Source organism: Bradyrhizobium acaciae, from assembly GCF_020889785.1.
Classification (GTDB): Bacteria; Pseudomonadota; Alphaproteobacteria; order Rhizobiales; family Xanthobacteraceae; genus Bradyrhizobium; species Bradyrhizobium acaciae.
Genome location: NZ_JACMYK010000038.1, coordinates 1 through 25,811 on the forward strand (window position 1 = coordinate 1; position 25,811 = coordinate 25,811).

At 64.8% G+C, this 25,811-nt stretch carries 23 protein-coding genes; 18 read left to right on the forward strand and 5 right to left on the reverse strand.

Translation table 11 applies throughout. The features are described from left to right. Window positions 1-127 precede the first annotated feature (127 nt). Window positions 128-1,564 carry a glutamine synthetase family protein gene (locus H8A92_RS17140; protein ID WP_229196872.1) on the reverse strand — a complete coding sequence of 479 codons (1,437 nt, stop codon included), beginning with the start codon at window positions 1,562-1,564 and terminating at the stop codon, window positions 128-130. A gap of 123 nt (window positions 1,565-1,687) precedes the next feature. Beyond that, window positions 1,688-3,046 carry an aromatic ring-hydroxylating dioxygenase subunit alpha gene (locus tag H8A92_RS17145; protein ID WP_229196873.1) on the reverse strand — a complete coding sequence of 453 codons (1,359 nt, stop codon included), beginning with the start codon at window positions 3,044-3,046 and terminating at the stop codon, window positions 1,688-1,690. A gap of 118 nt (window positions 3,047-3,164) precedes the next feature. Here H8A92_RS17145 and H8A92_RS17150 point away from each other — a divergent pair, with 118 nt between their 5' ends. Next, window positions 3,165-3,950 carry an IclR family transcriptional regulator domain-containing protein gene (locus tag H8A92_RS17150; RefSeq protein WP_229196874.1) on the forward strand — a complete coding sequence of 262 codons (786 nt, stop codon included), beginning with the start codon at window positions 3,165-3,167 and terminating at the stop codon, window positions 3,948-3,950. A gap of 140 nt (window positions 3,951-4,090) precedes the next feature. On the opposite strand, the gene H8A92_RS17155 is transcribed toward H8A92_RS17150, so the two are convergent. Beyond that, window positions 4,091-5,122 carry a helix-turn-helix transcriptional regulator gene (locus H8A92_RS17155; protein WP_338026547.1) on the reverse strand — a complete coding sequence of 344 codons (1,032 nt, stop codon included), beginning with the start codon at window positions 5,120-5,122 and terminating at the stop codon, window positions 4,091-4,093. Window positions 5,123-5,176: 54 nt separating this feature from the next. On the opposite strand from H8A92_RS17155, the gene H8A92_RS17160 reads away from it, so the two are divergent. The 4 genes from H8A92_RS17160 (at window position 5,177) to boxB (ending at window position 11,162) form a co-directional block, all read left to right on the forward strand. Further along, on the forward strand, window positions 5,177-6,709 hold the full coding sequence (locus H8A92_RS17160; RefSeq protein WP_229196875.1) for a benzoate-CoA ligase family protein: 1,533 nt from the start codon (window positions 5,177-5,179) through the stop codon (window positions 6,707-6,709). Window positions 6,710-6,853: 144 nt separating this feature from the next. Then, window positions 6,854-7,663 (forward strand): alpha/beta fold hydrolase, encoded by an 810-nt coding sequence (locus tag H8A92_RS17165; protein ID WP_229196876.1) that lies wholly within the window; start codon window positions 6,854-6,856, stop codon window positions 7,661-7,663. Between the two features lie 176 nt (window positions 7,664-7,839). After that, window positions 7,840-9,528, forward strand: a complete 1,689-nt coding sequence (gene boxC / locus H8A92_RS17170; protein WP_229196877.1) for a 2,3-epoxybenzoyl-CoA dihydrolase — start codon at window positions 7,840-7,842, stop codon at window positions 9,526-9,528. Between the two features lie 182 nt (window positions 9,529-9,710). Next, window positions 9,711-11,162: a benzoyl-CoA 2,3-epoxidase subunit BoxB gene (gene boxB / locus H8A92_RS17175; protein ID WP_229196878.1), complete on the forward strand. Its 1,452-nt coding sequence runs from the start codon at window positions 9,711-9,713 to the stop codon at window positions 11,160-11,162. Between the two features lie 323 nt (window positions 11,163-11,485). Here the strand turns inward: boxB and H8A92_RS17180 are convergent, their stop codons facing one another. After that, a complete protein-coding gene (locus tag H8A92_RS17180) occupies window positions 11,486-12,286 on the reverse strand; it encodes an SDR family NAD(P)-dependent oxidoreductase (RefSeq protein ID WP_229196879.1) in 801 nt (266 codons plus the stop codon). A gap of 129 nt (window positions 12,287-12,415) precedes the next feature. Continuing rightward, window positions 12,416-13,474 (reverse strand): polysaccharide deacetylase family protein, encoded by a 1,059-nt coding sequence (locus H8A92_RS17185; RefSeq protein ID WP_229196880.1) that lies wholly within the window; start codon window positions 13,472-13,474, stop codon window positions 12,416-12,418. Between the two features lie 169 nt (window positions 13,475-13,643). Here H8A92_RS17185 and H8A92_RS17190 point away from each other — a divergent pair, with 169 nt between their 5' ends. The 13 genes from H8A92_RS17190 (at window position 13,644) to phoB (ending at window position 25,719) form a co-directional block, all read left to right on the forward strand. Beyond that, a complete protein-coding gene (locus H8A92_RS17190; protein ID WP_229196881.1) occupies window positions 13,644-15,038 on the forward strand; it encodes an OmpA family protein in 1,395 nt (464 codons plus the stop codon). A 2-nt stretch (window positions 15,039-15,040) separates the two neighbouring features. Then, entirely contained in the window at window positions 15,041-15,337 is a 297-nt protein-coding gene (locus H8A92_RS17195) for a hypothetical protein (protein WP_229196882.1), read from the forward strand. Between the two features lie 105 nt (window positions 15,338-15,442). Beyond that, entirely contained in the window at window positions 15,443-16,033 is a 591-nt protein-coding gene (locus H8A92_RS17200; protein ID WP_229196883.1) for a TetR/AcrR family transcriptional regulator, read from the forward strand. Next, window positions 16,030-16,938, forward strand: a complete 909-nt coding sequence (locus H8A92_RS17205; RefSeq protein ID WP_229196884.1) for a haloalkane dehalogenase — start codon at window positions 16,030-16,032, stop codon at window positions 16,936-16,938. The genes H8A92_RS17200 and H8A92_RS17205 overlap by 4 nt, the downstream gene beginning before the upstream one ends. Before the next feature lie 19 nt (window positions 16,939-16,957). Then, window positions 16,958-17,185, forward strand: coding sequence for a SelT/SelW/SelH family protein (locus tag H8A92_RS17210; protein WP_229196885.1), 228 nt, complete (start codon window positions 16,958-16,960; stop codon window positions 17,183-17,185). A 351-nt stretch (window positions 17,186-17,536) separates the two neighbouring features. Then, complete coding sequence (locus H8A92_RS17215; protein WP_229196886.1) at window positions 17,537-18,592, forward strand: lysylphosphatidylglycerol synthase domain-containing protein; 1,056 nt, start codon at window positions 17,537-17,539, stop codon at window positions 18,590-18,592. Window positions 18,593-18,676: 84 nt separating this feature from the next. Then, window positions 18,677-19,990 carry an ATP-binding protein gene (locus tag H8A92_RS17220; RefSeq protein WP_229196887.1) on the forward strand — a complete coding sequence of 438 codons (1,314 nt, stop codon included), beginning with the start codon at window positions 18,677-18,679 and terminating at the stop codon, window positions 19,988-19,990. Window positions 19,991-20,126: 136 nt separating this feature from the next. Then, window positions 20,127-21,137 carry a phosphate ABC transporter substrate-binding protein PstS gene (pstS, locus tag H8A92_RS17225; RefSeq protein WP_229196888.1) on the forward strand — a complete coding sequence of 337 codons (1,011 nt, stop codon included), beginning with the start codon at window positions 20,127-20,129 and terminating at the stop codon, window positions 21,135-21,137. Window positions 21,138-21,378: 241 nt separating this feature from the next. Then, window positions 21,379-22,368 (forward strand): phosphate ABC transporter permease subunit PstC, encoded by a 990-nt coding sequence (gene pstC, locus H8A92_RS17230; RefSeq protein ID WP_229196911.1) that lies wholly within the window; start codon window positions 21,379-21,381, stop codon window positions 22,366-22,368. A gap of 4 nt (window positions 22,369-22,372) precedes the next feature. Next, window positions 22,373-23,218, forward strand: coding sequence for a phosphate ABC transporter permease PstA (pstA, locus tag H8A92_RS17235; RefSeq protein WP_229196889.1), 846 nt, complete (start codon window positions 22,373-22,375; stop codon window positions 23,216-23,218). After that, complete coding sequence (gene pstB / locus H8A92_RS17240) at window positions 23,215-24,033, forward strand: phosphate ABC transporter ATP-binding protein PstB (protein ID WP_229196890.1); 819 nt, start codon at window positions 23,215-23,217, stop codon at window positions 24,031-24,033. The genes pstA and pstB overlap by 4 nt, the downstream gene beginning before the upstream one ends. Before the next feature lie 130 nt (window positions 24,034-24,163). Continuing rightward, window positions 24,164-24,880, forward strand: a complete 717-nt coding sequence (gene phoU, locus H8A92_RS17245; RefSeq protein ID WP_050403109.1) for a phosphate signaling complex protein PhoU — start codon at window positions 24,164-24,166, stop codon at window positions 24,878-24,880. A 128-nt stretch (window positions 24,881-25,008) separates the two neighbouring features. Continuing rightward, entirely contained in the window at window positions 25,009-25,719 is a 711-nt protein-coding gene (phoB, locus tag H8A92_RS17250) for a phosphate regulon transcriptional regulator PhoB (RefSeq protein ID WP_016844067.1), read from the forward strand. Window positions 25,720-25,811 lie beyond the last annotated feature (92 nt).

A 25,811-nucleotide genomic window follows, 5' to 3' on the forward strand; every position in this document is an offset into this window, starting at 1 on the left:
GTCCCGGCCTTCGCCGGGACCCATAACCCAAATGCTGCTTGTTGCGCGATGTTGGAACGACGTTCCCGTTCACAATATCCGCCGCGGCGTATGGGTCCCGGCCTTCGCCGGGACGACGAAAAGGCAATCAAAACATCTCGAAATATTCGCGGTGCTCCCAGTCCGACACCTCGGCCTGGAAGCGCTCGATCTCCGCGTTCTTGATGAAGACGTAGTAGTCGACGAACTCGGCCCCCAGCGCCTGACGGAAGAACGGGTCGTCGTTGAGCGCGAACACCGCTTCGCGCAGCGATTTCGGCAGCAGCGCGGCCTTGGTCTCGTAGGGCGTGTCGGCGGACGGGCCGGGATCGAGCTTGCGATCGACGCCGTCGAGGCCGGAGAGAATTTGCGAAGCCATGTAGAGATAGGGATTGGCGGCGGGCTCGCCGATCCGGTTCTCCAGCCGCGTCGCCGGATCGCCCGCGCCGCCGAGCACCCGGATCATCACGCCGCGGTTGTCGCGGCCCCAGATCGCGCGATCCGGCGCCAGCGAATAGGAACGGTAGCGTTTGTAGCCGTTGATGGTCGGCGTCGTGAACACGGTCGAGGCCCGCGCGTGCTCGATCAGGCCGGCGAGCCAGGCGCGTCCGAGCGGGCTCAACGGCTCGCCAGTCTCCTTCGCCATGAACACGTTCTCGCCGCCCGTGCGCGACACCAGCGACTGATGCAGGTGCCAGCCCGAGGCGAAGATGTTCGGCAGTTTCGGCCGGCACATGAAGGTCGCGTGATAGCTGTGGCGGCGCGCGATCTGCTTCACCGCCGAACGGAACAGCACCATGATGTCGGCCGGCGCAAGCCCTGTGGTCGGTGCGAAGGTGAACTCGCACTGGCTCGGGCCGAACTCGACCTCGACCGTGCGCAAGGGCAGGCCGAGCGCGATGATGTCGCGGCGGATGATCTCGAGCGCCGGCTCCATCTGGTCGTAGCGCTGTTCGGTGAGGTACTGATAGCCGTGCGACAGCAGGCTGACCGACGGCGGCCGTCCGGGCTGGCCGGCATCCTCCGGCGCCATGTGCGCGTCGTCGAGCTTGAACAGATGGAATTCGACCTCGAGGCCGGCGACGAAATCGTAGCCGCGGCTGCCGAGTTGATCGAGCACCTTGCGATAGAGGTTGCGGGTCGCGAACGGCACGGGTCGGCCGTCGCTGAAATAGAGATCGCAGAGCAGCCAGCCGGTGTTCGGCGCCCAAGGCAGCACGCGGAACGTGGTGGGGTCGGCGACCATCAGCACGTCGGCCGCGCCCTCCATCTCCTTCATGCCGAAGCCGCCGCCTGATGTGAACACCGGAAACACCGTCTTGTGCGAGGTGTCCTTGGCGAGCATCGTGGTGGTGATCGAGCAGCCGCCCTCCAGCGAGCGCACGGCCTCGCTCGCGATCAGCGTCTTGCCGCGCAGGATGCCGTGCTGGTCAGGGAAGGAGAGACGGATGACTTCGAGGTTCTTCTCCTCGACGATGCGGCGGAGGCGGTTCGCGGCCTCCTTCTGCTCGTCAGACCACAGACCGTGACGCTCGACGAAACTCAAGGTGTCACCTCTCCAAAGGCGTCATTGCGAGCGAAGCGAAGCAATCCATCGAGCCGCATGTGCGGATGTATGGATTGCTTCGTTGCTTCGCTCCTCGCAATGACGGCAGGTGTTGAGTACATACTACTCCGCCGCCGTCAGATGATGCACCTTGCCGGCGATCTCGCGCGGCACGGGAGCAGCCCAGGGTGCGCCGCGGCGGCGCTTGACGTCGACCTCCATCCAGTAGAGCTCCCAGCCCAGCGTCGGCCCGATGCCGTCCATCGTGGCCGGGCCCTGGATGCTGCGCGCGGAGGCTTCGTCGAGGAACAGCATCGGCTTTTCGCCACTGCCGACCTTCTCGATCTCCTGCCGCAGCAGACGGCGATACTGCACGATCGCCTTGTCGCTCTGGCCGAGATGCTCGTTGGTGCGGTCCTGGATCGCCCCCATCGATTCCACCGCCCACTGGTCGTGGACGTTGATATCGGTGCCCATGCCGGTATAGGTCTCGGTCGCCTGCTCGTGCGGATCGAAGCCGTAATCGTTGCTGCGGTTCTTGCGCGACTTGTAGTCCGGCAGCGTATAGAGCTCGAGCCGCTGGTCGCGCATCTTCTGCTTGTCGACCGGTGCGGCGTAGCTGGTGAAGATCGCGTACCAGTAGCAGTTCTCGTCATCGACCGGCACGTGCCACTGCGTGATCGTCATCTCGGTCGACATCGGAATCACGAAGCCGTGCGGGAACAGCTGGTTGGTGACGCGCACATGGGTGCGCTCATCGTCGAGCTCGCGCAGCGCGATCAGCCGCAGGCCGTATTCGGTGTGCTCGACATTGATGATCGGGCGATCATATTCGCGCAGGATCTTGGTCATCGGCATGTCGCTGCCGGCGGAGGCACCGCGGAATTGCTTGCCGTAGGCAGCTGACGTGTCCTCATCCTCGAAGAAGCGATGCAGGAAGGAGGCGTGCGCCGGATCGATGCCGACTTCGAGCGCCTGCAGCCAGTTGCAGTTCATGTGACCCTTGAACGCGAACGTGTGGCTGCCGGGAGCGACGAAGCAGTCGAGCTCCGGAAATGCCGGCGGGGTGCCTTCGCCGAGATAAGCCCAAAGGATGCCGCTCTTCTCGACGACGGGATAAGAGCGCTGCTTGATGCCCTTGCACAGCTGCGAACCGGCAGGCTCCGCCGGCGTCTCGATGCACTGGCCTGATGTGTCGAATAGCCAGCCATGGAAGGCACAGCGCAGCCCGCCATTTTCGAGCCGGCCGAAGGCGAGGTCGGCGCCGCGATGCGCGCAGTGGCGATCGATCAGGCCGTAGCTGCCGTCCTCGCCGCGAAACAGCACCAGGTTTTCGCCGAGCAGCCGCACCGGCCGCACCGGGCGCGGCCCTTCCAGTTCGTCGACCAGCGCCGCCGGCTGCCAGTACATCCGCATCAGTCTGCCGCAGGGGTCCTTGCGGCTGGTGCGGGTGATCAGATCGTTCGCTTCCTGGCTCATCATGGCGGCGTCTCCCGAATTTGGATTTGTTCGCCTATTGAACGAATGTGCGAATTATGCCATGTTTAGATTGGACAGCAAGCGCAATTTTCGAACCGTTCAAACCGCAAATCCCATGCCCATGCCCAAGCTTAAGCGGACCGACCAGGACGAGCGCGCCACCGATTTCGTCGAGGCGCTCGATCGCGGCCTGCGCCTGTTGCAGGTGTTCGGCACCGTTACCGGCCCTGCGACCTTGAGCGATCTGGCGCGCGCCGCCGATCTGCCGCGCGCCACCGCGCGCCGCATCCTGTTCACGCTGGCGCATGGCGGTTTCGTTGCGACCGACGGCAAGCTGTTCACGCTGACCCCGCATGTGCTGACGCTCGCGGGCTCGTTCCTGCAATCCAACCAGGTGGTGACGGTGCTGCAGCCGGTGCTCGATCGCATCGCGACCGCGGCACAGGAGATCGCCTCGCTCGCGCTGCTCGACGGCGACGATGTCGTGTTCGTCGCGCGTTCGAGTCCGACGCGGGTGTTCTCCGCAGGCCTCGACATCGGCTACCGGCTGCCGGCGTTCTGCACCTCGGTCGGCCGCGCGATGCTCGGCCGGCTCGATGATGCCGAGCTCGCGGTGCGGCTCAAGGCGATGCGCCGCGAGCCGGTGACGCTGCAAACCGTCACCGATCCGAAGAAACTGCTCGCCACCATCATCGCCGATCGCGCGCAGGGCTACTCACTGGTCGACCGCGAGGCCGAGCCGCATTTCCGCTCGATCTCGGTGCCGGTGCACCGCTACGACGGCACCATCGTCGCCGCCATCAACATGGGCGCGCATGTCGATCGCGTGCCGATGCAGGAATTGATCGATCGTTTCCTGCCGCTACTGCGCGAAGGGGCCGAGGATGTGAAGAGCAGGCTCTTGTAATTTCGTCATTGCGAGGAGCTCGCGACAAAATTGCAAAGCAATTTTGCGCTGAAGCGACGAAGCAATCCATGCATCGGCACACGCGGAAGGATGGATTGCTTCGCTTCGCTCGCAATGACGGGGTGGTCTGTGCTATAAGACTACAGCGCCACGCTGCGCAGCCCGAAGCTGCGCGCCTCGTTCTGCAGCACCGGCCGCACCGAGTCGATCAACCGCGCGGCGGCAGCATCGACCGAGAGCCCGGCGGTGTCGACCACCGCGGATGCGCGGGCGTAAAGCGGTTCGCGGCTGACCAGGATGTTGCGCAATTCCGCCATCGCCGAGCGGTCGTCGGCCATCGGGCGCAGGTCGCCCTGGCGGCGGACACGGGCCATGTGCTCTTCCGGCTCGGCCTTCAGCCAGATCGTGTAGAACGACGACAGGATCAAATCGAAGGTCAGCGCCTCGGAGACGATGCCGCCGCCGGTCGCCAGCACCATCAATTCCTTGCGCGCCAGAAGCTGCGTCAGCGCGGCCTGCTCCATGCGGCGAAAGCCTTCCTGGCCGTACAGCGCGATGATCTCGGCAACCGAGAGGCCGTTCTGCGCCTCGATCTCCTTGTTGAGCTCGACGAAGCTCCAGCCGATCTTCTTCGCCAGCATGCGGCCGAGCGTGGTCTTGCCGGCGCCGCGGAGGCCGATCAGCGCAATGCCGGAGAACGAGGCGCGGCGTGGCGCCAGCGGGCTGCTGCCGGCGAGCATGTCCTTGGCCTGTGCGATCTGGTTCGGCGAAGCTTTCCGCAGGAGATCGCGGATCACGGCCCAGTCCGGCACGGGCTCGTTCGAGGGGATCAGGTCTTCGAGGTGCGCGCCCATCGCGCCTGCGACACGGCGCAGCAGCACGATCGAGACATTGCCTTTGCCGCTCTCGAGCTGGGCGATGTAGCGTTCGGAAATGCCGGAGACCTTGGCGAGCACCTTGCGCGACATGCCGCGCAGGGCGCGCATGGTGCGCACACGCTGGCCGAGCTGTTCGAGGAAGTCGGTCTCCGGATCGTTGGCTGCGGTCATGATCCCCGTGCGACGCGCGGTCCTGACTGAATCAGGTCCGATGGTCTGGGAAACATAGTGCCGATAAGGATTGACAGCAAGCCAGCCTAGTGGCTTTGTATGAATTATAATTCTTAAATTCACAGGAGAGGGAAGCGTGGCGCGTCTGGGTCCCAAGCAAGGTCCGGGGAGCGGGGCATGACTTACAACGCAGTCTCCTGGCTGCTCGACCGCAACGTCGATCAAGGCCGCGGCGGCAAGGTCGTGTTCGACGATACCGTGTCGCAAATCACCTATGGCCAGTTGCAGCAGCAGACCCGGCGCGTCGGCAACATGCTGCGCCGTCTCGGCGTCCGCCGCGAGGAGCGGGTCGCCATGATCATGCTGGACACGGTCGATTTCCCGATCGTGTTCCTCGGCGCGATCCGCGCCGGCGTGGTGCCGGTGCCGCTCAACACGCTGCTGACCGCGGAGCAATACGCCTACATCCTCGGTGATTGCCGCGCGCGGGTGCTGTTCGTCTCCGAGGCGCTGCTGCCGGTGGTGAAGGACATCATCGCGCGCATGCCCGACCTCGAGCATGTCGTGATCTCCGGCAAGAACGCGCACGGCCACAAGAGGCTGTCCGACGAGATCGCGCGCGAGAGCGACGTGTTCGCGACCGCGCCGACGCATGCCGACGAGCCGGCGTTCTGGCTCTATTCGTCGGGCTCGACCGGCATGCCGAAGGGCGTGCGCCATCTGCATTCCAATCTCGCCGCGACGGCGGAGACCTATGCTAGCCAGGTGCTCGGCATCCGCGAGGATGATGTCGGCCTGTCGGCGGCAAAGCTGTTCTTCGCCTATGGGCTCGGCAATGCGCTGACCTTCCCGATGTCGGTCGGCGCCACCACGATTCTGAATTCGGAACGTCCGACGCCGGCGGTGATGTTCGCGCTGATGAACAAATATCATCCCAGCATCTTCTTCGGCGTGCCGACGCTGTTCGCAGCGATGCTGAACGACGAGGCGACGAAGGCGCAGTCCGGCGGCAATCGCCTGCGGGTCTGCACCTCGGCCGGCGAGGCGCTGCCGGAATCGGTCGGCAATGCCTGGCGCGCGCGGTTCGGCGTCGACATCCTCGACGGCGTCGGCTCGACCGAGCTGCTGCACATCTTCCTGTCGAACGCGCCCGGCGACATCAAATACGGCTCGTCCGGCCGTCCGGTGCCCGGCTACAAGGTGCGGCTGGTCAACGAGGCCGGTGCCGAGGTCGCGGACGGCGAGGTCGGTGAACTGCTGGTCGATGCGCCCTCGGCCGGCGAGAGCTACTGGAATCAGCGCGCCAAGAGCCGCGCCACCTTCGAGGGCGCCTGGACCCGCACCGGCGACAAGTACACGCGCGATGCCGACGGCCGCTACACCTTCTGCGGCCGCGCCGACGACATGTTCAAGGTTTCCGGCATCTGGGTGTCGCCGTTCGAGGTCGAGAGCGCGCTGATCACGCATCCCGCGGTGCTCGAAGCCGCCGTCGTGCCGGAGGCCGATCCGGAAGGACTGCTCAAGCCGAAGGCCTATGTGGTGCTGCGCCCCGAGAGCTCGGCCGAAGGTTTGCACGAGGCGTTGAAGGAGCACGTCAAGCAGAAGATCGGCCCGTGGAAATATCCGCGCTGGATCGACGTGGTCGACAATCTGCCGAAGACGGCGACCGGCAAGATCCAGCGGTTCAAATTGCGTGACGGCTCGCAATAGCGCCGTCGTCCCGGCGAAAGCCGGGACCCATACGCCGCGGCCTTTGTTCTAAGAGATACTGTTCGACGGCTTTTGCGCAACAACTGAAGCCTGTGGGTATGGGTCCCGGCTTTCGCCGGGACGACGAGTGAGGACGGTGCGACCATGACGAACTTGAATCCCACAGGCTTCCTCGCCATCGACGGCGCCGATCTCGAATACCGCATGATCGGGCCGTCGCCCGAGACGGCGCCGACGCTCGTGATGCTGCATGAAGGCCTCGGCTGCGCCGGGCTGTGGGGCGATTTCCCCGAGAAGCTGCAGGCCGCGACCGGCGCCGGCGTGTTCGCCTATTCGCGCGCGGGCTATGGCGCCTCGTCGCCGGCAAAACTGCCGCGGCCGGTCGACTACATGCATCGCGAGGCGCTCGACGTGCTGCCGAAGCTGCTCGACCGGATCGGCTTCCGCCGCGGTCTTTTGGTCGGTCATTCCGACGGCGCGTCGATCGCGGCGATCTATGCCGGCGCGCATCAGGATCATCGCCTGCAAGGTCTCGCGCTGCTCGCGCCGCATTTCATCGTCGAGGACATCTCGGTGCAGTCGATCGCCGAGATCAAGACGGCGTATGAGACCACCAATCTCAGGGAGAAGCTGGCGCGCTGGCACAAGGATGTCGACAACGCCTTCCGCGGCTGGAACGACGCCTGGCTCGATCCGGCATTCCGCGACTGGGATATCTCTGACTATCTAGCCTATATCCGCGTGCCCGTGCTGATCGTGCAGGGCGCCGACGATCAATACGGCACGATGCGCCAGGTCGAGATCGCCCAGGACGAATGCTACTGCCCGGTCGACGTCGCCGCGATCGCCGGCGCCGGCCACTCGCCGCACCGCGAGGCATCAGCGGTGACGCTGGAGGCAGTCACCGAATTCGCGAGGGCAGCGCTGCGCGACGACCCGGCGCTGGCCGCCTGACATTTCCTGCCGGTACCAGGTCATTGGCCCGGCAAGCGATTTTCCCGAACATGAAGCAAAGTGCATGTTTTTGCATTTTGAACTGGACCAGATCGAAAACATGCATTATTGTGCATGAATACGTCGACGACGAACCTTCAAGCGAACAACAGCAAGACAACAGATAAGGGTGGCCCATGGCTGGTGACGATCGCGTCCTTGCAGGCGGGGCGAAGTACATCGACTTCCAGACCGATCCGTCGCGCTACCGGCACTGGAAGATCGACATCGCGGGTGACGTCGCGACGCTGACCATGGACGTCGACGAGAACGCCGGCCTGTTCGAGGGCTATCAGCTCAAGCTCAATTCCTACGACCTCGGCGTCGACATCGAGCTGGCGGACGCCGTGCAGCGGCTGCGCTTCGAGCATCCCGAGGTGAAGGTCGTGGTGATGCGCTCGGGCAAGAACCGGGTGTTCTGCGCCGGCGCCAACATCCGCATGCTCGCGGGCTCGACCCACGCCCACAAGGTGAACTTCTGCAAGTTCACCAACGAGACCCGCAACGGCCTGGAGGATTCCAGCGAGAATTCCGGCCAGAGCTTCATCACCGTCGTCAACGGCACCGCGGCCGGCGGCGGCTATGAGCTGGCGCTCGCGACCGATCACATCATGATGGCCGATGACGGCGCCGCCGCCGTCGCGCTGCCGGAAGTGCCGCTGCTTGCGGTGCTGCCGGGCACCGGTGGACTCACCCGCGTCGTAGACAAGCGCAAGGTGCGTCGCGACCATGCCGATTTCTTCTGCACCATCGAGGAAGGCATCAAGGGCAAGCGCGCCGTCTCCTGGCGCCTGGTCGACGAGATCGCGCCGAACTCCAAGCTCGAAGGCAAGCTTGCCGAGCGGGTCAAGGAATTCGCCGCCAAGTCGAAGCGCAACGGCGAAGGCAAGGGCATCGCGCTGACGCCGCTCGTGCGTACCATCGACGACAGTGCGATCCGCTACGGCTTCGTCAGCGTCGACATCGACCGCGCCGCGCGTATCGCCACCATCTCGATCAAGGCGCCGGAAACCACGGCGCCGGCCGACATCGACGGCATGATCGGGGAGGGCGCTGCGTTCTGGCCGCTCCAAGTTGCGCGAGAGCTCGACGATGCGATCCTGCATCTGCGCATCAACGAGCTCGAGATCGCGATGCTGGTGTTCAAGAGCCACGGCGACCGCGCCAATGTCGTGTCCTATGACGCGTTCCTGGAGGCCAACAAGGCGTACTGGCTGGTCAACGAGGTCAGGCATTACTGGAAGCGCGTGCTCAAGCGCATCGACGTCACCTCGCGCACGCTGGTGACGCTGGTCGAGCCCGGCTCCTGCTTCGTCGGCACGCTGGCCGAACTCGTGTTCGCCGCCGACCGCTCCTACATGCTGATCGGCCAGAAGCAGGGCGACAACCGCCCGCCGCCGGCGATCGAGCTGACCGCGATGAATTTCGGGCCCTATCCGATGAGCCACGGCCTGACCCGGCTGCAGTCGCGCTTCCAGGCCGACCCGTCGGATCTCGAGCGCGCGCACGCCTCGATCGGCAAGGCGCTCGACGCCGAGGAGGCCGAGGAGCTCGGTCTCGTCACCTTCGCGCTCGACGACATCGACTGGGACGACGAGGTCCGCGTGTTCTTCGAGGAACGCACCTCGTTCTCGCCGGACGGCCTCACCGGCATGGAAGCCAATCTGCGCTTCGTCGGTCCCGAGACCATGGAATCGAAGATCTTCTCGCGCCTCACCGCGTGGCAGAACTGGATCTTCCAGCGGCCCAATGCGGTCGGTGAGGACGGCGCGTTGCGCCGCTACGGCACCGGCCAGAAGGCGCAATTCGATATGACGAGGGTTTAAGTTTGACACCACCGTCATCCTGAGGTGCGAGCCTTGCGGCGCAATTGCGCCGCTGGGCGAGCCTCGAAGGATGATTGGAGGCAAGAACGCCGAACAGCATCCTTCGAGACGCGCTACGCGCTCCTCAGGATGACGGTTGAGCAACACGCGATAGGCACGAAACGACACCAAGGAGCGCGGCCATGAACATGAACATCATGAACGTCGATTACTCGACCAAGATTCCAAACAACGTGAATCTCGCCGAGGACCGCCAGGTGCTCAAGGCCCTGGAAGGCTGGCATCCCGGTTACATGGACTGGTGGAAGGACATGGGGCCGGACGGCTTCCAGGAATCGCTGGTCTATCTGCGCACCGCCTATTCGGTCGATCCGCGCGGTTGGGCCAAGTTCGACTACGTGCGGATGCCGGAATATCGCTGGGGCATCTTGCTCGCACCGCAGGAAGAGAACCGTGTCATTCCGTTCGGCGAGGATTACGGCAAGCCGGCTTGGCAGGAAGTCCCCGGCGAGCATCGCGCGATGCTGCGCCGCCTGATCGTGATCCAGGGCGACACCGAGCCCGCCTCGGTCGAGCAGCAGCGCCATCTCGGCAAGACCGCGCCGTCGCTCTACGACATGCGCAATTTGTTCCAGGTCAATGTCGAGGAAGGCCGCCACCTCTGGGCGATGGTCTACCTCCTGCAGAAATATTTCGGCCGCGACGGCCGCGAGGAGGCCGATGATTTGTTGCGCCGCCGCTCGGGTGACGCGGATTCTCCGCGCATGCTCGGCGCGTTCAACGAGGCGACGCCGGACTGGCTGTCGTTCTTCATGTTCACCTACTTCACCGACCGCGACGGCAAGATGCAGCTGCACTCGCTGGCGCAGTCGGGCTTCGATCCGCTGTCGCGCACCTGCCGCTTCATGCTGACCGAGGAAGCGCACCACATGTTCGTCGGCGAAACCGGCATCACCCGCGTCGTGCAGCGCACCTGCGATGCGATGAACGAAGCCGGCATCACCGATCCGAACGACGTCGCCAGGGTCCGTGCGCTCGGCGTGATCGACCTGCCGACCATCCAGAAGAAGCTGAACCTGCACTACTCGCTGTCGCTCGATTTGTTCGGCTCCGAAGTGTCGACCAATGCGGCCAACGCCTTCAACGCCGGCATCAAGGGCCGCTACAAGGAGACCACGATCGACGACGACCACCAGCTCAAGAATTCGACCTATCCGGTCATGAAGATGGTGGACGGCCAGATCAAGCTGGTCGACGAGCCGGCGCTGACCGCGCTCAACATGCGGCTGCGCGACGACTACACGCAGGACTGCGTCAAGGGCATGCTGCGCTGGAACAAGGTGATCTCGACCGCCGGCATCGACTACAAGCTCGCGGTGCCGAACACCGCCTTCCACCGCCAGATCGGCGAGTTCAAGGACATCCATGCGACGCCCGACGGCCTCCTGATCGACGATGCCACCTGGGCCAAGCGCAAGAACGACTGGCTGCCGTCGACCGCGGACGGCGACTTCATCGCCTCGCTGATGAAGCCGGTCACCGAACCCGGCGAGTTCGCCTCCTGGATCTCGGCGCCGAAGGTCGGCATCGACAACAAGCCTGGCGACTTCGAATATGTGAGGATCGAGTCGTAGCGGCGCTACGGATTGCTTCGCGAACTCGTTGCTCCGACGCCGACGTAAGGAAGCCACCGGCGGAGGGGTTCCCTCCCCCTTTGCGGGGGAGGGTTAGGGAGAGGGGTGCCGCTTGCTCCGCTCCTAGTTGATCGTGGCCAATGCGACGCAAGCGCGTCGTCGGTTCGATTGGTAAAGCGTCGCTTCAACTCTTGCAGTGCAGCCCGGGGCTCACCCCTCTCCCCAGCCCTCCCCCGCAAGGGGGGAGGGAGCCTGACTTGTGTGCTCACCTCACGTTGCGACGACGCGATCCGTTGCCGCCATGCTTGTGGCCAACGCGCTTCCTATCCCGCGATCTCCAGTCCCGCGGTCGCATAGACCACGCCGCCGTCGACCGCGATGGTGTTGCCGACGACATAGTCGCCGGCGCGAGAGGCGAGGTAGATCGCGGTGCCCGCCATGTCCTCGTCGCTGCCGACCCGCCGCGACGGCACGCGCTGCGCGACTTCATCGGCGTGGTCGCGCGCCGCCCGGTTCATGTCGGACTTGAAGGCGCCCGGCGCGATCGCGGTGACGTTGATGTTGTCCTTGATCAGCCGCGTCGCCATGCGTCGCGTCAGATGGATCACCGCGGCCTTGCTCGCGGCATAGGAATAGGTCTCCATCGGGTTGACGAAGATGCCGTCGATCGAGGCGATGTTGATCACCTTGCCAGGTCTGTCGTGCGTCGCCGCCGCGCGCAGCGGCTTGGCCAGCGCCTTGGTCAGGAAGAAGATCGACTTGACGTTGAGGTCCATCACCTTGTCCCAGCCGCTCTCCGGGAATTCGTCGAAGTCTGCACCCCATGCCGCGCCGGCATTGTTGACGAGGATATCGAGCTTCGGCTCGCGCTTGATGATTTCACCGGCGAGCTTGTCGCAGCCTTCGACGGTCGAGATGTCGATCGGCAGCGCGATGCATTCGCCGTCATAGGCGGCGGTCAGCTCCTGGGCGGTGGCCTCGCAGGGACCTGCCTTGCGCGCGGTGATGTAGACCTTCGCGGCGCCCTGCGCGAGGAAACCGGCCGCGATCATCTTGCCGATGCCGCGCGATCCCCCGGTCACCAGTGCGACGCGGCCTTTCAGTGAGAACAGATCCTTGAACATGCGCTCCTCCATTGCGTTGCCGGTGGTTCTGAGCGCGACCGGGGATCGAGTCAAGGAAGCTGAATACCTTCTCCCACAAGGGGAGGAGGGCAGCAGAGTTACGCGCTCACAAGGAAGAAGGTTAGGCGATCACGCCGCGTCGATGCGGCGGAAGCCGTTCCACACCGCGGTGGCGGCGCCGGAGGTCAGGACCGGCAGCAGGCGGGCGTCCTGGTAATTGCCGTTCAGCGAGACCCGCTGCAACGCCGTCAGATGGTCGGCGCTTTCGGCAAACAGCATGCCCGGCCGCGTCGTCACTGCGGTCCGAAAGCCGATCGATTTGGCGAGGGCGAATTCGCGCGGCCCGGCGGCGATCCGGTCGCCATAGGGGTAGGCGAGATGCAGCGCCGGCCGTTGCAGCGCGTCCTCGATCCGCGCCCGGCTGGTCGCGAGCTCGAACGAGGCGATGGTCTCGGTCTGCCTGGCGAGATTGCAATGGGTGATGGTGTGCGCGCCGATGGTGACCAGCGGATCGTCGGCAAAGCCGCGCAACTCGTCCCAGGACATGCAGAGCTCGCGCGCGATGCCGCCCTCGTCGACGCCGTGGTGGACGCACAGCTCGGAGATTGCGGCCTGCATCTCCTGCTCACCAGGCAGCGAACGCAGCCAGTCGTGCATGCGGCCGAATGCGGCCCGCTTGGCTTGCGGCGTCGCGGTGTCGATCCGCGTGATGACGCCGTCGATCGGCACCTCGATGGCGGACGCTGTCGCGATCACCCGCTCCAGCGCGATCCACCACAGTTTGCCGCAGCCCTCGGCGAAATCGCTCGCGACAAAGACGGTGAACGGCGCGCCGAACTCGCGCATGACCGGCAGCGCGAAATCGCGGTTGTCGCGATACCCGTCGTCGCAGGTGAAGCAGGCGAAGCGCCGCGCGAAATTCCGTTCGATGAGGCGGCGATGCGCCTCGTCCATGCTGATGACGTCGACGTCGAGCGCGCGCAGATGCGTCAGCGTCGCGCGCAGGAAGTCCGGCGTGACCTCGAGATGATGGTTGGGCTGGAACACGTCGGCGCGCCGCGGGCGGACGTGGTGCAGCATGAAGATGGTGCCGACGCCGGCGAAGATCGGCCGCAGCAGATGGTGCGCGCCGGAAAAATACAGCGCCTCCAGCCCGGCACGGATCACGGTGTTGCGGAGTTGTTTCATGAGGGCGCGGGGCGGCCGATTTGCATTCCGCCGCAAACTTAGCGAAAGACCACTGAAGAAACTGTTATCCCCGATCCGACATGGGGCCCCGCCATGGTGCCTGATTTGGGGTTTGACAGTCAGCCAAGGGTTTGTTTTCTCTCTGCTTCCCGACCCCGCAGGATGCTGAATGCACGGACTTTTCAAGTGGAGTAGCAAGTGGTGGCCTGGGGTGATTCCGCTGGTCGTCCTGTGGGGTATCGCGGCCTGGACCTCAACGGCCACGGTCGAAGCGGACCTTGCCGCGCGCTCCAATGCCGCATTGAAGGACACCGTCCTCGACAAGCGCCGCATCGGTGTCGACGGCCGCGACGTCACCTTTGCGGCCAACGCCTTCTCCGAAGACGGCCGGCTCAGCGCGGTGGCGTCGGTCGAGGCCGTGCCGGGCGTGCGGCTCGTCAACGACGAGACCCGCCTCGTTCCGGAGGCCAAGCCGTTTGTCTGGTCTGCCGAACGCGACGTGGTGCGGGTCACGCTTGGCGGCAATGCGCCATTGCCGTCGAGCAAGAGCAAGCTGGCCGAGGCCGCGAAGGCCAGCCTCGGTGGTGTCGAGGTGGTGGATCAGATGGCGCTCGCCCGCGGCGCGCCGTCGCGGTTCGACACGGCGGCGCTGTTGCTGCTCGACCAGATCGGCAAGCTGAAGGAAGGCAAGATCACGCTGACCGACAACAAGGTCAATCTCGCGGGCATGGCGCGCGAGCTCGGCGGACGCGAAGCGGTCGCGGCGGCGCTGAAGAACCTCCCGGAGGGCTATTCGATCGCCGCCAACGATATCAAGGCGCCGCCTTACGTGTTTCAGGCCTACAAGGACCCGGTCGCAGTGACGCTGACGCTGACTGGCTACGTGCCCGATAACAACGTGCATGCCGCGCTGGTCGCAGCCGCCGGCCGCAAGTTCTTCAGCGAGAAGGTGGTCGACAATCTCAAGGCCAGCCTCGGCGCGCCGTCAGGATTTGCTGCGGCGGTGGTGCCGGCGCTCGGTGCGCTGTCGCGGTTGTCGACCGGCACGCTCGTGGTATCGGATCGCGAGGTGAAGCTGTCGGGCGATGCGCTCTATGATGCCGCGGCAGGCCAGATCCGCGACGGGCTCGGCAAGGACTTTCCGCAAGGCTGGCAGTTCAAGGCCGAGGTCACGGTGAAGCCGGCGGCGGCGCCGGTCGATCTCACCGTGTGCCAACAGCTGTTCTCCGAGATCCTCTCCAAGGGCAAGATCCGCTTCGAGTCCGGCAAGGCCGACATCGTTGCGGATTCCGCCGGCCTGCTCGACCGTCTGATCGAGACCGCGATGCGCTGTCCCAACGCGACGATCGAGGTCGCCGGCCATACCGACAGCGACGGTGAGGAAGCGGCGAACCAGGCATTGTCGGAGCGGCGCGCGCAGGCCGTGGTCGATTATCTCGTGCGCGCCGGTCTGCCGGCCAACCGCTTCACGCCGATCGGGTATGGCAGCACGCAGCCGCTGGCCGGCAACGAGAATGAAGACGGCAAGGCGCAGAACCGCCGCATCGAATTCGTGGTGAAGTAGCGATGACCGTGCTCGCGACATTCTTCTGGGGTTGGCTGCTCGGCGCAGCCCTGCTTGGCTTCGGCATGGGCTGGATCGCGGTGGTCCATCGGGCACAGGCCGTCTCGAAGGTGTGGATGATCTGGCTGGCCGTGCTCGCCGCCGCGCTGGTGGCGGCGTCGTTCGCGCGGATCGTGCCCGGCCGCTTCGGCTATTGGCTCGATCTCTTCCTATGCATGTTCGCGCTCTATCTCGTCGGCTGCGCGATCGGCTCCTGGCTGCGCGACTGGGTGGTTTCGCGCAGCAAGCCGGTGGGCTGACCCCAAACCCTTGATCCAGAGGACTTAAGCGATTTCGCCGGTCGCCGGCGGCGTCGCATCGATATTGCTTGACATCAATACGTACGTACGTATTAAATGTTGCCCATGCCCAAACCCTCCCTCCGCGATGCCATCCTCGACGCCGGCCTGAAGGAAATGTTCCGGACCGGCTATCACGGCACCAGTGTGCGCGACGTCACCGCGGCCGCCGGCGCGCCGCAGGGCTCGTTCACCAACCACTTCCGCTCCAAGGAGCTGTTCGCCTCCGAGGTGCTCGATCGCTACTTCCTCTATGTGCGCGGCCTCGTCGCCGAAGCGCTCGGCGACACGACGCTGGCGCCGCGCGAAAGGCTGAGGCGCTATCTCGATCTCATTACCGGGAAGCTTGCGCATGACGGCTTCACCCGCGGCTGCCTGATCGGCGATTTCAGCCTCGAGGCGTCGGGCTCGAGCGAGATGCTGCGCGAGCAGCTCGACGAGATCTTCCGGGAATGGCGCGCGCCGTTTGCGGCCTGCATCGCCGAAGCGCAGGCCAAGCGCGAGATCGCGTCCGGCTTCGATCCCGACGAGCTTGCCGATTTCCTGCTCGCATCCTGGCAGGGCGCGATGCTGCGCATGAAGGTCGAACGCAGCGCCGCTGCGCTCGAGCGTTTCAAGACGATCGCATTCCAAACCGTGTTCAAGGAGTTGCCATGACCATATCCGCCGACATCAGCCTGCATCATCGCGCCGTGCTTGGGTCCACGATGGCCTATCGCGAGCTTGGGCGCCGCGACGCGCCGCATGTGCTGTTCCTGCACGGCAATCCGACGTCATCGTACATCTGGCGCAACATCATGCCGCTGGTGGCGCCGGTCGGGCACTGCGTCGCGCCCGACCTGATCGGCTACGGCCAGTCCGGCAAGCCCGACATCGCCTACCGCTTCTTCGACCATGCGGACTATCTCGACGCGCTGATCGATGAGCTCGGCATCAGCTCGGCCTATCTCGTCGCGCAGGATTGGGGCACGGCGCTCGCGTTCCATCTCGCGGCACGCCGTCCGCAACTCGTGCGCGGGCTCGCCTTCATGGAATTCATCCGGCCGATGCGGGATTGGTCCGACTTCCACCAGCACGAGGCTGCGCGGGAGACGTTCCGCAAATTCCGCACGCCGGGAGTAGGCGAAGCAATGGTCCTCGACAACAATGCGTTCGTCGAGCGCGTGCTGCCCGGCTCGATCCTGCGCACGCTCAGCGAGGAGGAGATGGAAGCCTACCGCGCGCCGTTTGCGACGCGCGACAGCCGCAAGCCGACATTGATGCTGCCGCGCGAGCTGCCGATCGCAGGCGAACCTGCCGATGTCGATCGGGCGCTCACTGAGGCGCATGCGGCGCTTGCGGCATCGACCTATCCGAAACTGCTGTTTGCGGGGTCGCCTGGAGCATTGGTATCGCCGGCCTTCGCCGCTGACTTCGCGGCGAAGTTGCAGCACTGCGCGGTCATCCAGCTCGGCGCCGGCGCGCACTATCTGCAGGAAGATCATCCGGAGGCGATCGGGCGCTCGGTTGCCGGCTGGATCGCCGGCGTCGAGGCCGCGAGCGCGCAACATCTCGCAGCATGAACGGATGGGAGAGCACGCCATGAGCGACCTTTCGATCACCTATTGCCGCCCCTGCGGTTACGAGAAGCGCGCCAGGGAGGCCGCAGCGCTGCTGCGCGAGCGCCTCGGGCTCGATGCGGAGCTGGTGCCCGGCAAGGGCGGCGTCTTCGAGGTCAAGCTTGACGGCAAAGTGATCGCCCGCCGCGTCAAGGGGCATTTCCCCGATGCGGCGGAGATCGCCGCCGCGGCGGCAGCGGCGCAGGCATAACGATACGCGGGCTTACCAAATCGCCGTCGCATGACCCATGCGGCGGCGGTTTGCACTGCACGGGCGTCGCGCGTTATGCCTGCTCCCCGTAGTTTTCCGGATGGTCTTGCGCACCGATCGGCGGGCTAACTGCCGCACGTGCATGTCAAGCCTTGTCGAACGCGGCGGGAAACGCGCATATTTGTGCATCCGCTGTCATGAATCATCCCTAATATCTTGAAGATGCGCGTTTTATTGTCGTTTGACGAATTCCACTCCGGCTTAAAACGCGCTACACGGGGCGGGGCACAGCGAAGCGCCGGCGGAGTTCGCCCGGGAGCCGTCGTCGCGGGATCGCAATTCGAGGTCTAGATGCTGGAAGCAATAGGCAGGGCGATGGCGTTTCTGCGCCAGAAGCAAATCCTGCATCGGCTGGGTGTTGTCATCAGCATCGCCGTCATCGGCATCGCCTGCTACGTCCTCTATCACATGCTGCGCGGCATCGACACCAATGAGGTGCTCGAGGCCATCAAGAGCACCGAGCCGCGGCAAATCGCGCTGGCGGGACTGTTCGTCGCAGCCGGCTACTTCACGCTGACCTTCTACGATCTGTTCGCGGTGCGCGCGATCGGCCAAGCCCACGTGCCCTACCGCATCAATGCGCTCGCGGCGTTCACGTCCTATTCGATCGGCCACAATGTCGGCGCCAGCGTCTTCACCGGCGGCGCGGTGCGCTACCGGATCTATTCGGCCTGGGGATTGAACGCGATCGACGTCGCCAAGATCTGCTTTCTCGCCGGTCTCACCTTCTGGCTTGGCAATGCCGCGGTGCTCGGGCTCGGCATCGCCTATCACCCCGAGGCCGCCGCCAACATCGACCAGCTGCCGCCCTGGCTCAACCGCACGCTGGCCTTCGCGATCATCATCGCGCTGGTCGCCTATGTGGTCTGGGTCTGGACCCAGCCGCGGGTGGTCGGCCGCGGCCCCTGGACAGTGACCCTGCCGGGCGGTCCGCTGACCCTGCTGCAGATCGCGATCGGCATCGTCGACCTCGGCTTCTGCGCGCTGGCGATGTACGTGCTGGTGCCGGACGAGCCCAATCTCGGCTTCGTCGTGGTCGCGGTCATTTTCGTGTCGGCGACCCTGCTCGGCTTCGCCAGCCATTCCCCCGGCGGGCTCGGGGTGTTCGACGCCGCCATGCTGGTCGGCCTCTGGCAGATGGACCGCGAGGATCTACTCGGCGGTATGCTGTTGTTCCGCCTGCTCTACTATATTGCGCCGTTCGTCATATCTGTAATCTTGCTGACGTTTCGGGAGGTTATCGTCGGCGCCCGACTCAAACGGCTGCCGCAGGCTGATTCGGGTTCCCGCGCAGAGCCGCATCATGAGGCGGTTCTGGTCCGCAAGCGCGGTGACTCCGGCGTCTGATGAAGCGGCCCGATGCCTCCCGAGGGACGGTCGCTATGACCGCGCCTGGGCGAGACATGAACCGACGGGAAGAAAGCCGCCGCGATGGCAATTGACGATTCTCCGCCTTCCATATTCTCGCCCTGGCCTGACCGGCTGCGCCATTCCGCGCTGATCCTGCTTGCCGCAGCGCTGGCCTTGAGCGTGGTGGTCGCGCTCGGCGAATTGTCGCTGGTGCGCGCCTGCGCGGTGTTCGTCTGCATCGCGGCCGCGGCCCTGGTGCCATGGCGGCTGCATGATGCCGGCACCTCGCGCGAGGATGTTCGCCACGGCAATCCGGTCGAGGCTACCGCGGTCAGCGCCGTCGTCGCCGGCATGCCGGATCCGGCCGTGCTGCTCGATCGCGCCGGCCGCGTCATCCATCTCAACGCCGCCGCCTCCCAACTCGCGCCGGCGTTGCGCAAGAACGAGCTGGCGCAATTTGCCCTGCGTTCGCCGGAGATTATCACCGCATTGCGCGAGGCGATCGCGACCACCGAGCCGCGCCGCGCCACCTACAGCGATCACGTTCCGGTCGATCGCTGGATGGAACTGGTGATCACGCCGGTGCCGGTGCCGACCCAGTTCGGCGGCACCGAGAAGTGCATGCTGATGACCTTCCACGATCTGACGCCGCTGCGCCGGGTCGAGGAGATGCGCGCCGATTTCGTCGCCAATGCCAGCCACGAGCTGCGCACGCCGCTCGCCGCGCTGTCCGGCTTCATCGACACGCTGCAGGGGCCGGCACGGGAGGACGCGCGGGCCCGCGAGCGCTTCCTCGGCATCATGCACACCCAGGCCACCCGCATGGCGCGGCTGATCGACGACCTGCTGTCGCTGTCGCGGGTCGAGCTGTCGGCCCATGTGCGGCCCGAGGCGTCGATCGACATCGTGCCGATCATCCGCCAGGTGGCCGACGGGCTCGAGGCGCTGGCCAGCGAGCGCCAGGTCGAGATCGATGTCGACCTGCCTCAGGCCCCGGTCATGATCGCCGGCGACCGCGAGGAACTACTCCGCCTGTTCGAGAACCTGATCGAGAACGCCCTCAAATACGGTGCCTCGGGCGGCCGCGTCATAGTGTCGCTCAATCAGACCGTTTCGGGCGCATCGGGCGAGGGGGCCCCCGAAATCCGTGTCCTGGTACGGGATTTCGGCCCCGGCATCGCCCCGGAGCATCTGCCGCGGCTGACCGAACGGTTCTACCGGGTGGACGTCGGCGACAGCCGAAACCAGGGCGGAACGGGCCTCGGATTATCGCTGGTGAAACATATTCTTAACCGTCATCGCGGGCGTCTTGTGATCGAAAGCGTGCCGAACAATGGCGCCACTTTTACCGCCTGTTTTCCCCGGCCGAAGACCCCGCTGCCGACCCAAAGCTAAGCGTTTTCAGCCACTTATAGCTGTCATCCAAGTGTCATCCAACCTTCGTAAAAGCAGCACCGACCGCTCCTAGATGGACCGGCGTGAGCGCGATCGGGCGCATTCGGCGCTTCGCTCACAAGATGGAGACCACCCCATGAATTTCATCAAAGCAATCGTCGCTGCCGGCCTGGTGGCCGCGTCGACGTCGGCCTTCGCTGCCGATATTACCGGCGCGGGCGCAACGTTTCCGTTCCCGATCTATTCGAAGTGGGCTGACGCCTACAAGAAGGACACCGGCAATGGCCTGAACTATCAGTCGATCGGTTCGGGCGCCGGCATCAAGCAGATCCAGGCCAAGACCGTGACCTTCGGTGCGACCGACGCGCCGCTCAAGGCCGAGCAGCTCGAGAAGGACGGCCTCGTCCAGTGGCCGATGGTGATGGGCGCGATCGTTCCGGTCGTGAACGTCGAAGGCATCAAGCCGGGCGATCTCGTGCTCTCCGGCGAAGTGCTCGGCGACATCTATCTCGGCAAGATCACCAAGTGGAATGACGCCGCGATCGCCAAGCTCAATCCGAAGCTGACCCTGCCGGCCGATGCGATCACCGTCGTCCGCCGCTCGGATGGTTCGGGCACCACCTTCAACTTCACCGACTACCTCTCCAAGTCGAACGCCGACTGGAAGTCCAAGGTCGGTTCCGGCACCGCGGTCGAGTGGCCGGTCGGCGTCGGCGCCAAGGGCAACGAAGGCGTTGCCGGCAACATCAGCCAGACCAAGAACGCGATCGGCTATGTCGAATACGCCTACGCCAAGCAGAACAAGCTGACCTACACCGCGCTGGTCAACAAGGCCGGCAAGACCGTGCAGCCGACCATTGCCGCCTTCCAGGCTGCTGCGTCGAATGCCGACTGGTCCAAGGCCCCCGGCTACTACGTGATCCTGACCGACCAGCCGGGCGAAGCCTCCTGGCCGATCACCGCGGCGACCTTCATCCTGATGCACAAGGACTCGACCGACAAGGCGGCCTCGCAGGAAGCGCTCAAGTTCTTCAAGTACGCCTTCGAGAAGGGTGGCAAGGCGGCCGAAGAGCTCGACTACATCCCGATGCCGGACTCGGTCGTCAAGCTGATCGAGAAGACCTGGTCCTCGGACATCAAGAGCTAAGTCCATCGCTTCGAATAAGGCCTGTGCCGCCTCCCAAGGGCGGCACAGGTTGAGCGACCAGGACCGGGCCCCATCACCGCGGCAAGAAACGCGGCAAGATACGTGGATGGAGCCCGGGGTTCGCGCCCCCGGGAGGCGCAACCGGAACGACGTCCGGCCTCATGCGTCGATGAAGATCGCTTCGGGGGCGTAGCGGTTGGTGCAGCTTTTAAATAAAAAAGAGGAAATTGGCGTGGCAGACATGGCTGTTCAGAGCGATGTGATGGAAGCCGCCGGACCATACGATCGCGCCAAGGCCCTCAGCGCCTTCAAGCTGGGTGACCTCACCTTCTATTGGATCACCCGCATCTCGGCGATTTCGGTTCTGTTGATCCTCGGCGGCATCATCCTGTCGCTGATCGTCGGCGCCTGGCCGGCGATGAAGGAGTACGGCTTCGCCTTCCTCTGGACACAGCGCTGGGCGCCCTCGGCCGATCCGCCGGTGCTCGGCGCGCTCGGCCCGATCTACGGCACGCTGATCACCTCGATCATCGCGATGATGATCGCCATTCCGGTCGGCATCGGCATCGCCGTGTTCCTCACCGAGCTCTGCCCGCAAATGCTGCGCCGCCCGATCGGCATCGCCATCGAGCTGCTCGCCGGCATCCCCTCCATCATCTACGGCATGTGGGGCTTCTTCGTGCTGGGCCCGTTCCTGGCCAATACCTTCCAGCCCTTCATGATCCGGATCTTCGAGGGCGTTCCGGTGCTGGGCGCGGTGTTCGCCGGCCCGCCATCCTATCTCAGCCTGTTCAACGCGGCGCTGATCCTTGCCATCATGGTGCTGCCCTTCATCACCGCGATCTCGGTCGACGTGTTCAAGACCGTGCCGCCGGTGCTCAAGGAAGCCGCCTACGGCATGGGCTGCACCACCTGGGAAGTCGTCCGCAGCGTCGTGATCCCCTACACAAGGGTCGGTGTGATCGGCGGCATCATGCTGGCGCTCGGCCGCGCGCTCGGCGAGACCATGGCGGTGACCTTCATCATCGGCAACTCGTTCCGCATTTCGTCGTCGATCTTCGCGCCGGGCACCACGATCTCGGCGGCGATCGCTAGCGAATTCGCCGAGAGCGACGGCCTGCACCAGTCCGGCCTGATCCTGCTCGGCCTGTTGCTGTTCGTGCTGACCTTCTTCGTGCTTGCCGGCGCGCGGCTGATGCTGATGCGGCTTGAAAGGAAGGCGGGGAAATAACGCCATGAACCCGATCTACAAATCCCGCCGCCGCAGCGACATCATCATCCGCGCACTTTGCGTCGGGGCGGCGCTGTTCGGCGTCACCTGGCTGGCGCTGATCCTGATCACGCTGCTCTATAACGGCCTTGCCGGCCTCAGCGTGCAGCTGTTCACCCAGAACACGCCGCCGCCCGGCTCGACCGACGGCGGCCTGCTCAACGCCATCGTCGGCTCGCTCATCATGACCGTGATCGGCGTCGGCATCGGCGCGCCGCTCGGCCTGTTCGCCGGTACCTACCTTGCCGAATACGGCAAGCACGACAAGCTCACCTCGGTGATCCGCTTCATCAACGACATCCTGCTCAGCGCGCCGTCGATCATCATCGGCCTGTTCATCTATGGCGCGGTGGTGGTGCCGATGCGCGGCTTCTCGGCGATCGCAGGCAGCCTCGCACTCGCCGTGATCGTGATCCCGGTCGTGCTGCGCACCACCGAGGACATGCTGCTCCTGGTGCCCAATCCGCTGCGCGAGGCGGCCTCCGCGCTCGGCCTGCCGCGCTCGCTGGTGATCAAGCGGATCGCTTATCGTGCTGCGCGTAGCGGCTTGATCACCGGCGTGCTGCTGGCGACCGCCCGTGTTGCCGGCGAAACCGCGCCGCTGCTGTTCACCGCGCTGTCGAACCAGTTTTTCAGCTGGGACTTGACCAAGACGATGGCCAACCTGCCGGTGACCATCAACAATTTCGTGCAGAGCCCCTACGCCTACTGGAAAGAGCTGGCGTGGAGCGGCGCACTGCTCATCACATTCACCGTGCTCGCGTTGAATATCGGCGCGCGTATCCTTGGTGCCGAAAGGGCCGCAAAATGACCGAGCTTTCCGTCTCAACGACTGCCGCGGGCCACGTTCCCCAGGTTCCGCTTCCCGAAGCGCCGCCGAAAGTCACGGTGCGCAACCTCAACTTCTATTACGGCGAGCATCATGCGCTGAAGAATATCAACCTGACGCTCGGCACCAACCGCGTCACGGCGTTCATCGGCCCGTCCGGCTGCGGCAAGTCGACCCTGCTGCGCGTCTTCAACCGGATGTATGACCTCTATCCGGGCCAGCGCGCGGTCGGCCAGCTGATGCTGGACCAGACCAACATTCTCGATCCCAAGCTCGACCTGAATCTGCTCCGCGCGCGGGTCGGCATGGTATTCCAGAAACCGACGCCGTTCCCGATGACGATCTACGAGAACATTGCCTTCGGCATCCGCCTCTACGAGAAGATCTCGAAGTCCGAGATGGACGACCGGGTCGAAAAGGCGCTGCGCGGCGGCGCGCTGTGGAACGAGGTCAAGGACAAGCTGAACGCTTCCGGCCTGTCGCTCTCCGGCGGCCAGCAGCAGCGCCTGTGCATCGCGCGCACCGTGGCGGTGCGCCCCGAGGTGATCCTGTTCGACGAGCCGTGCTCGGCGCTCGATCCGATCTCGACCGCCAAGGTCGAGGAGCTGATCCAGGAGCTCTCCGAGGACTACACGATCGCGATCGTCACCCACAACATGCAGCAGGCGGCGCGCGTCTCCGACAAGACCGCCTTCATGTATCTCGGCGAGTTGATCGAATTCGACGACACCAACAAGATCTTCACGTCGCCGAGCGATCGACGCACCCAGGATTACATCACCGGCCGGTTCGGTTGACCGGCACATGATCCGGAAACGCCGAAACCGGTTTTCCCGCGACAAACGCGAAGCGATTGCGCAGCGATCATGCTAAAATTCAGGACACGAAATCATGATCCCCGGGATCATGATTGAGGGGAGACAAGCGATGGCTTCTGAACATACCGCCAAGGCATTCGACAGCGACCTGCAGGAATTGACCCGCCTGGTCGCCGAGATGGGCGGCCTCGTCGAGCGGATGATTACCGAGTCGGTCGACGCGCTGATCCGGCGCGACGTCGCGCTCGGCAAGCGCGTGGTCGCCGCCGACATCGAGATCGACAATCTGCAGCGCGTCATCGAAGAGCGCGCGGTGCTGACGATCGCCCGCCGCCAGCCGATGGCGATCGACCTGCGTGAAATCGTCAGCGCAATGCGCGTCGCGACCGACCTCGAGCGGATCGGCGACCTCGCCAAGAACATGGGCAAGCGCGTCGCGGCGCTGGAGAGCGATTTCCAGCCGCTGAAGCTGATCCGCGGCCTGGAGCACATGACCGACCTCGTGCTGTCGCAGGTCAAGTCGGTGCTCGACGCCTATGCCGCGCACGATCTGCCGGCGGCGATGAACGTCTGGAAGGGCGACGAGGAAGTCGATGCGATCTGCACCTCGCTGTTTCGCGAGCTGCTCACCTACATGATGGAGGATCCGCGCAACATCTCGTTCTGCATCCATCTGATGTTCTGCGCCAAGAATATCGAGCGGATCGGCGATCACGCCACCAATATCGCCGAGACCGTGTTCTACATGATCGAAGGCCAGCAGATCACCGACAAGCGCCCGAAGGGCGACATGACCAACTTTGCCACCACGGTGCCGGGCACCTGACATGGTCCGCGCGTGCGGAAATGGATTGTCTTCGCGACAAATCGTTTCCGCGGGGATTATGCCGACGGAAGTAAGCGTTTCGGTTTGCGTCTGGGCAACGGATCACCACAGAGAAAGAACTTAGACCGATGAGCGCACGCATTCTGGTAGTCGAAGACGAGGAAGCGCTGACGACGCTGTTGCGCTACAACCTCGATGCGGAAGGCTACGATGTCGAGACGGTGGGGCGCGGCGACGATGCCGACACCCGCCTGAAGGAGCGCGTTCCCGACCTCGTGGTACTCGACTGGATGCTGCCGGGCCTGTCCGGCATCGAGCTGTGTCGCCGCCTGCGGGCGCGGCCCGAGACCAAGCAGCTTCCGATCATCATGCTGACCGCGCGCGGCGAAGAGAGCGAGCGCGTGCGTGGGCTTGCCACCGGCGCCGACGATTACATCGTCAAGCCGTTCTCGGTGCCGGAACTGCTGGCGCGGGTGAAGGGCCTGTTGCGCCGCGCGAGCCCGGAACGGCTTGCGACCGTGCTGACCTATGGCGACATCGAGCTCGACCGCGAGAAGCGCCGCGTGGCGCGCTCGGGCCGTCCGATCGATCTCGGGCCGACCGAGTATCGCCTGCTCGAATTCTTCCTCGAGCATCCCGGCCGCGTGTTCAGCCGCGAGCAGCTGCTCGACAGCGTCTGGGGCCGCGACATCTATATCGATGAACGCACCGTCGACGTGCATATCGGCCGGCTGCGCAAGCTGCTCAATCCGGGCCGCGAGCAGGATCCGATCCGCACCGTGCGCGGCGCCGGCTATGCGCTCGACGACCGGTTTGCGAAAGCCGAGCCGCAGCCGTAACGGCGCGTGTCGCGAGCACACGCCACAACGCCGCAAGCGGTGACGTGAATTGGTTCGTTATCGCGTGAGGTGAGCACACTGTCTGGCTCCCT

Bases quoted from the DNA above. Each gene is read 5' to 3' on its own strand.
- H8A92_RS17215 (WP_229196886.1), top strand. From the start codon at position 17,537: ATGCTGGAAGCAATAGGCAGGGCGATGGCGTTTCTGCGCCAGAAGCAA.
- phoU (WP_050403109.1), top strand. From the start codon at position 24,164: ATGGCTTCTGAACATACCGCCAAGGCATTCGACAGCGACCTGCAGGAA.
- H8A92_RS17190 (WP_229196881.1), top strand. From the start codon at position 13,644: ATGCACGGACTTTTCAAGTGGAGTAGCAAGTGGTGGCCTGGGGTGATT.
- H8A92_RS17220 (WP_229196887.1), top strand. From the start codon at position 18,677: ATGGCAATTGACGATTCTCCGCCTTCCATATTCTCGCCCTGGCCTGAC.
- H8A92_RS17195 (WP_229196882.1), top strand. From the start codon at position 15,041: ATGACCGTGCTCGCGACATTCTTCTGGGGTTGGCTGCTCGGCGCAGCC.
- boxC (WP_229196877.1), top strand. From the start codon at position 7,840: ATGGCTGGTGACGATCGCGTCCTTGCAGGCGGGGCGAAGTACATCGAC.
- pstB (WP_229196890.1), top strand. From the start codon at position 23,215: ATGACCGAGCTTTCCGTCTCAACGACTGCCGCGGGCCACGTTCCCCAG.
- H8A92_RS17210 (WP_229196885.1), top strand. From the start codon at position 16,958: ATGAGCGACCTTTCGATCACCTATTGCCGCCCCTGCGGTTACGAGAAG.
- H8A92_RS17185 (WP_229196880.1), bottom strand. From the start codon at position 13,474: ATGAAACAACTCCGCAACACCGTGATCCGTGCCGGGCTGGAGGCGCTG.
- H8A92_RS17165 (WP_229196876.1), top strand. From the start codon at position 6,854: ATGACGAACTTGAATCCCACAGGCTTCCTCGCCATCGACGGCGCCGAT.
- H8A92_RS17160 (WP_229196875.1), top strand. From the start codon at position 5,177: ATGACTTACAACGCAGTCTCCTGGCTGCTCGACCGCAACGTCGATCAA.
- H8A92_RS17200 (WP_229196883.1), top strand. From the start codon at position 15,443: ATGCCCAAACCCTCCCTCCGCGATGCCATCCTCGACGCCGGCCTGAAG.
- pstS (WP_229196888.1), top strand. From the start codon at position 20,127: ATGAATTTCATCAAAGCAATCGTCGCTGCCGGCCTGGTGGCCGCGTCG.
- H8A92_RS17145 (WP_229196873.1), bottom strand. From the start codon at position 3,046: ATGATGAGCCAGGAAGCGAACGATCTGATCACCCGCACCAGCCGCAAG.
- H8A92_RS17205 (WP_229196884.1), top strand. From the start codon at position 16,030: ATGACCATATCCGCCGACATCAGCCTGCATCATCGCGCCGTGCTTGGG.
- H8A92_RS17180 (WP_229196879.1), bottom strand. From the start codon at position 12,286: ATGTTCAAGGATCTGTTCTCACTGAAAGGCCGCGTCGCACTGGTGACC.
- boxB (WP_229196878.1), top strand. From the start codon at position 9,711: ATGAACATGAACATCATGAACGTCGATTACTCGACCAAGATTCCAAAC.
- pstA (WP_229196889.1), top strand. From the start codon at position 22,373: ATGAACCCGATCTACAAATCCCGCCGCCGCAGCGACATCATCATCCGC.
- H8A92_RS17150 (WP_229196874.1), top strand. From the start codon at position 3,165: ATGCCCAAGCTTAAGCGGACCGACCAGGACGAGCGCGCCACCGATTTC.
- pstC (WP_229196911.1), top strand. From the start codon at position 21,379: ATGGCTGTTCAGAGCGATGTGATGGAAGCCGCCGGACCATACGATCGC.
- phoB (WP_016844067.1), top strand. From the start codon at position 25,009: ATGAGCGCACGCATTCTGGTAGTCGAAGACGAGGAAGCGCTGACGACG.